We start from the raw sequence: 5,626 nt of genomic DNA on the forward strand, positions 1-5,626 counted from the left end.
TCATACCGCCGCGCAAGAATGCCAAGCCGTGGAAGCCATCGACTGCAGGGGCTATCGCTCGGAACGAGGCGCTGCGCGCTTCGAAATACCTTGGCCGCGCCATCTGGAGAAAATGGAGCGGATACCACCGACGAAGCCGCGCCGAGACGAAGATGCATTGCGTGAAGCTGCTGGGGCAGAGCCTCATGGCGCGCGACTTCGATCGTCAGGTCGCCGAACTTCAGATCCGCGCCGCCGTGCTCAACGGCTACACCGCGCTCGGCATACCCGTCACAGAGCCTGTGGGATAATTGCGTCCGGGGAAAGGGGAACTCCGGACGTTACCGACTTTGCGCAACAAAGCCCGATGCAGCAACAAACGGACAGGATGCCTATGACCTGTTCAAGGCAAACAGGTCCTATGATCTGTTGCTGACGGATGTTGTCATGCCCGGAGAGATGCGCGGCCCGGACCTTGCCCGCGCCTGCCGGGCGCTGGAGGCCGATCTGCCGGTCATTTTCATGTCCGGCTATGCCAGCGAGGCAACGGTACACGGCAATGGCCTGCGGGCCGAAGACGTCCGCCTGATGAAGCCGGTCCCGCGGGTGGAACTGTTGGGGGCGATCGAGCGACTGTTGGCAAAAGGGTGATGTATCAGGGTTGACGCAACTGCGCGCCGCAGCCCCGGCGACGGCCATGCCGCTGCCCGCCGCGCAGGGGCGCAAATCCCCACCGATCGGCCACCCATCGGGATGACAGCGCGCGCCACATGGGCGATAACCGCCAAAGGTGACGCACAACCGACTCAAAGGGGAACCCATGAGCATGATGTCCCGCAGCCTCCTGGCCGCCACAGCACTGGTCTTCGCCGCAACGGCGGTTATGGCCTTTGACACACGCGCAAGGGCCGCCTTTGTGCTGGATCAGACCACCGGCACGGTTCTGCTGACCAAAGAGGCCGATCAGGCGCTGCCCCCCGCGTCCATGTCCAAGCTGATGACGCTCTACATCGCGTTCGAGGCGCTCCGCGAGGGCCGCCTGCAACGGGACGAACGGCTGCCCGTCTCCGCCCATGCCATGTCCTTTGGCGGCTCGACCATGTTTCTGGACACCACCGACCGGGTCAAGGTCGAGGATCTTCTGCGCGGCGTCATCGTCCTGTCCGGCAACGACGCCTGTGTCGTACTGGCAGAGGCGCTGTCGCCGGACGGCACCGAAGGCGGCTTTGCCCGCCTCATGACCCAGCGCGCCCAGCAGCTTGGCATGACCTCCTCGACCTTCAAGAACGCCTCTGGCTGGCCTGCGCAGGGTCACGCCATGTCGATGCGCGATCTGGTCTTGCTGGCCAATCGCATCATCACCGATTTCCCCGAGTTTTATCCGATGTTCTCGGAACGGGTGTTCGAATTTGATGGCCGCGCGCCCTCGAACGTCAACAACCGCAACCCGCTGCTGGGGCTGGGCATCGGGGCCGACGGGCTGAAAACCGGCCACACCCAGGAGGCGGGCTATGGTCTTGTCGGCAGCGCCACCAACGGCAACCGCCGCGTGGTTTTTGCCATCACCGGGCTGGACAGCACCCGCGCCCGCGCCGAAGAGGCAGAGGCCATCGTCAACTGGGCCTTTCGCCAGTTCGCCGAGCAGACCGTCGTGACCAAGGGCAAAAGCGTCGCCACCGCCGAGGTCTGGATGGGCTCCGCCGATGAGGTGCATCTTGTCGCCGAAAAGGATGTGACCCTGCTGTTGCCGACCATGACGGCGGGCGGCATCAAGGCCGAGGTGGTTTATACCGGCCCGATCGAGGCCCCGGTGTCCAAAGGCCAGAAACTGGCCGAACTGATCATCCAGCCCGACGGCTTGCCGGAAACCCGTGTGCCGCTGGTGGCCGCCGACAAGGTCGATGCGGGCGGTTTTGTCGACCGGATCATGACCGTCAGCGGCCTGCTCATCAAACGCTTCTCCGAAGACGCCGGGGACGCGATGTGAGTGAGCCGACCAGACCCTGGCCGGGCCTTTTCATCAGCTTTGAGGGCATCGACGGATCAGGCAAATCCACCCAGGCCCGCCGCCTGTCCGAAACGCTGCGCGAACGCGGGTTGGACCCCGTCCTGACCCGCGAACCCGGCGGCAGCCCGGGGGCCGAGGAAATCCGTGCGCTGGTGTTGCAGGGGGACCCGGACCGCTGGTCCGCCGAAACCGAACTGCTGCTGTTCACCGCCGCGCGCCGCGACCACCTTGAACGGGTGATCCGCCCGGCGCTGGACGCGGGCCGCGTGGTGATCTGCGACCGCTTCGCCGACTCGACGCGCATGTATCAGGGTCGCGGTGGGTTGCGCGACAGGGTCGACGCGCTGCACAACCTGATGATCGGGGTCGAACCGGACCTGACCCTGCTGGTGGACATGCCCGCCGACGCGGGACTGTCCCGCGCCAAGGCCCGCGCCACCGATGAAGAACGGTTCGAGGATTTCGGCCTCGCCCTGCAACAACAGATGCGCGACGGCTTTCTGACGCTGGCGCAGGACCACCCCACCCGCTTTCGCGTGATCGACGGCAACCGCGACATCGACACCGTCGCCGCCGAGATCCTGACCACCGTCACCCCCCACCTGCCCGCGTGCCCGGCATGAGCGACCTCGCCGACCTGCCCGAACCGGACCGCCTGACCGGCGCGCCGCACCCGCGTGAAACCGCACGCGTCATCGGGCAAAGCCATGCCGAACAGACCTTTCTGACCGCCTACACCTCGGGCCGCCTGCACCACGGCTGGCTGCTGACCGGACCGCGCGGCACCGGCAAGGCGACGCTGGCATGGGAAATCGCCCGCTTCCTCCTCGCCACCCCTCCGGCTGAGGGCGATGGCCTCTTCGGCGCGCCGCCCCCACCGGACAGCCTGCACATCGACCCGGACCACCCGGTGGCCCGCCGGATGCTGGCCCTGTCGGAACCCGGCCTGTTCCTGCTGCGCCGGGGCGGCGCCGGCTCCACCGACACGGAACGAGACAAGGCGCTGAAAGAGGGCCGCTTTTCCGACGTCATCCGCGTCGACGAAATCCGCAAGCTCAACGCGTTCTTTGGCCTGTCAGCGGCGGACGGCGGGCGCCGGGTCGTCATCGTTGACAGCGCCGACGAGATGACCAACCAGGCCGCCAACGCCCTGCTGAAAATGCTCGAAGAGCCGCCCGCCCGCACCACCCTGCTGCTGCTCAGCCACCAACCCGCCCGCCTTTTGCCCACGATCCGCTCACGCTGCCGCACCCTGCGCCTCGCCCCCCTGCCGCCAGAGGACATGGCCCAGGCGCTGACACAGGCCGGAGCAGAGGTCGCGCCCAATGACGTCGCCCCCCTGACCACCCTCGCCGAAGGCTCCGTCGGCGCAGCCATGCGGCTGCTGACCCTCGACGGCCTGGCGCTCTACCGGGAAATCCTGAAACTGCTCTCCGGCCTGCCCGCGCTGGACCGCGCCGCCCTGTTGTCGCTGGCCGACAGTTGCGCGGGCAAGGGCAAGGAGGCGCGGCTGGACTTGGTGCTGACGCTGGCCGACCAACTCTCTGCCCGGCTCGCGCGCACCGGCGTCACCGGCCACCCGCCACCCGAAATCCTGCGCGGCGAGGGCGATATGCTGACACGGCTCGCCCCCGATCCCGCAGCGGGCCGCCGCTGGGCCAATATCTCACAAGAGGCAGGCGACCGCGCCCGCCACGCCCGGTCCGTGAACATCGACCCGGCCGCCCTGATCACCGACCTGTTCCTGCACCTGCAAAAAGCGGCCTGACACCGCGCCCAAAACCGGCCGCCCAAATGCAACGGACGGGACCAAACGTCCCGCCCCTGCTTCTTTTCTGCAAAAATACCCAATTCCGCGCCGCAGGCGCGCCAGCAACAGCCGCGATCAGACGATCCCGCCCTTGATCAGCCGATCCGCCAGCTGCGCATAGGACTGCGCCATCGCACTGTCCCCCAGCGCAATCGGCTGGCCCCCGTCGCCGCCCAACCGCGTGTCCAGATCAATCGGCAACTGCGCCAACAGCGGCAACCCCATCTTCTCGGCCTCCGCCACCACTCCGCCATGACCAAAGATATGACTGTCCTTGCCGCAATGCGGACAGGTGAACACCGCCATGTTCTCGATCAGCCCCAGAACCGGCGTGTTCAGCGTCGCAAAGGCATCCAGCGCCTTGCGCGCATCCAGCAGCGCCACATCCTGCGGGGTTGAGACCACAATCGCCCCCGCCACCTCGGATTTCTGACACAGCGACAGCTGCACATCCCCGGTGCCCGGCGGCAGGTCGACGATCAGCACATCCAATGTGCCCCAATCCACCTGCATCAACATCTGCTGAAGCGCGCCCATCAACATCGGCCCGCGCCAGACCACCGCCTTGTCCTCTGCCAGCATGGATCCGATCGACATGACCGTGACGCCATGCGCCTGCAGCGGGATGATGGTCTTGCCGTCCGGGCTGGCGGGTTTGGCGGTCAGGCCAAACATGCGCGGCTGGCTGGGGCCGTGAATATCCGCATCCAGCAGGCCGACCCGCTTGCCCGCCCGCGCCAGCGCCACCGCCAGATTGGCTGACACGGTGGATTTGCCCACCCCGCCCTTGCCCGACCCAATGGCGAGGATCGTCTTGACGCCCACAGGCTTCATCACGCCCTCCTGCGGCTTGGCGTGCCCGCCCACTTTCAACTGCGGCGGCGCCTTGCCCCCGGTCGGCGCACTCAGCACCACGCTGGCCGAGGTCACGCCCCCAACAGAGGCCGCCGCCCGTTCTGCCACCTGCCGCAACGGCTCCATCTGCTTGGCCATCTCGGCGCTTGGCGCCTCTATGACAAAGCGGACAACCCCCTGATCCACCCGCAATGCCCGAATCAAGTCGCGTGACATCAGGTTTCCGCCGTCCGGCATTTCTATCCGCTGCAACGCAGCCTCGACGGCATTCTTGATCTCAGACATGATTCCTCCTTGGGATTGTGCCATTTCGGGTGGCGCTGACCTTGCGGCAACTCAACCCTCATCCGGCAATATGCATATCCTTAGTGCGCCAGACTAAAAAATGAACAGCATTCATATGCGATTTCTGCATAGCAGCATTGCCGCTCCGGGCATTGTGCAGGTGCAGCATTTGCCTCATGTTTAGCGCAACCAAACGGTCAAACACACTGAGGCACTGAAACATGGCACTTGCAACTGCGAACATCACCAAAGCCCACGGCGGCCTGGGCGCACGTTTTGCCAGCTTGCTGGAGACACTGCAGACGCGGACAGCGCGTCGCAAAGTCTACCGCGAAACCTACCGTGAGCTGGCCTCGCTGTCCAACCGCGACCTTGCCGATCTTGGCCTGGCGCGCAGCGAAATCGGCCGCATCGCCTGGCAGGCGGCCAACGAGATCTGAGAATACAGGCCGGAGCGTCCTCCTCCCTGCTCCGCCTGAACTGGTGCCGATCCTTTCCTCCTCCCTTAAGGATCGGCGCCGCTAACAAAAGGGGCGCAAGCCTCGAAAGAATGCGGGATCTCCTCCCAATTGACCCGCAGACAAAGCGGCGACACCTCTCCTCCTCCCTGGTGTCGCCGCACGCTTTTTCCGGGTCGCTTGACCCGACACGCAATGTGCGGTCCCTCTCCTCCTCCCTGGGACCAAACA

At 65.8% G+C, this 5,626-nt stretch carries 7 protein-coding genes; 6 read left to right on the forward strand and 1 reads right to left on the reverse strand.

Annotated elements, in window-relative coordinates:
* From CHB90_RS24680 to CHB90_RS24700, 5 genes are all read left to right on the forward strand, one after another.
* On the forward strand, nucleotides 1-290 hold a 290-nt coding region (locus tag CHB90_RS24680; RefSeq protein WP_342744991.1), incomplete at its 5' end, for a transposase.
* Nucleotides 280-630, forward strand: a complete 351-nt coding sequence (locus CHB90_RS27405) for a response regulator (RefSeq protein WP_281256141.1) — start codon at nucleotides 280-282, stop codon at nucleotides 628-630. The genes CHB90_RS24680 and CHB90_RS27405, both read left to right, overlap by 11 nt.
* 169 nt (nucleotides 631-799) lie before the next feature.
* On the forward strand, nucleotides 800-1,966 hold the full coding sequence (locus CHB90_RS24690) for a D-alanyl-D-alanine carboxypeptidase family protein (RefSeq protein WP_089280381.1): 1,167 nt from the start codon (nucleotides 800-802) through the stop codon (nucleotides 1,964-1,966).
* Nucleotides 1,963-2,610, forward strand: a complete 648-nt coding sequence (gene tmk, locus CHB90_RS24695) for a dTMP kinase (protein WP_089280382.1) — start codon at nucleotides 1,963-1,965, stop codon at nucleotides 2,608-2,610. Before CHB90_RS24690 ends, tmk begins: the two co-directional genes overlap by 4 nt.
* Nucleotides 2,607-3,755 carry a DNA polymerase III subunit delta' gene (locus tag CHB90_RS24700; RefSeq protein ID WP_089280383.1) on the forward strand — a complete coding sequence of 383 codons (1,149 nt, stop codon included), beginning with the start codon at nucleotides 2,607-2,609 and terminating at the stop codon, nucleotides 3,753-3,755. Before tmk ends, CHB90_RS24700 begins: the two co-directional genes overlap by 4 nt.
* Nucleotides 3,756-3,872: 117 nt before the next feature.
* On the opposite strand, the gene CHB90_RS24705 is transcribed toward CHB90_RS24700, so the two are convergent.
* Nucleotides 3,873-4,937, reverse strand: a complete 1,065-nt coding sequence (locus tag CHB90_RS24705; protein WP_089280384.1) for an Mrp/NBP35 family ATP-binding protein — start codon at nucleotides 4,935-4,937, stop codon at nucleotides 3,873-3,875.
* A 221-nt stretch (nucleotides 4,938-5,158) separates the two neighbouring features.
* Between CHB90_RS24705 and CHB90_RS24710 the strand changes: the two genes are divergently transcribed.
* Entirely contained in the window at nucleotides 5,159-5,377 is a 219-nt protein-coding gene (locus tag CHB90_RS24710; protein WP_089280385.1) for a DUF1127 domain-containing protein, read from the forward strand.
* Nucleotides 5,378-5,626: the final 249 nt, after the last annotated feature.

The sequence above is a fragment of the Antarctobacter heliothermus genome (genome assembly GCF_900188425.1).
Taxonomy (GTDB): Bacteria; Pseudomonadota; Alphaproteobacteria; order Rhodobacterales; family Rhodobacteraceae; genus Antarctobacter; species Antarctobacter heliothermus.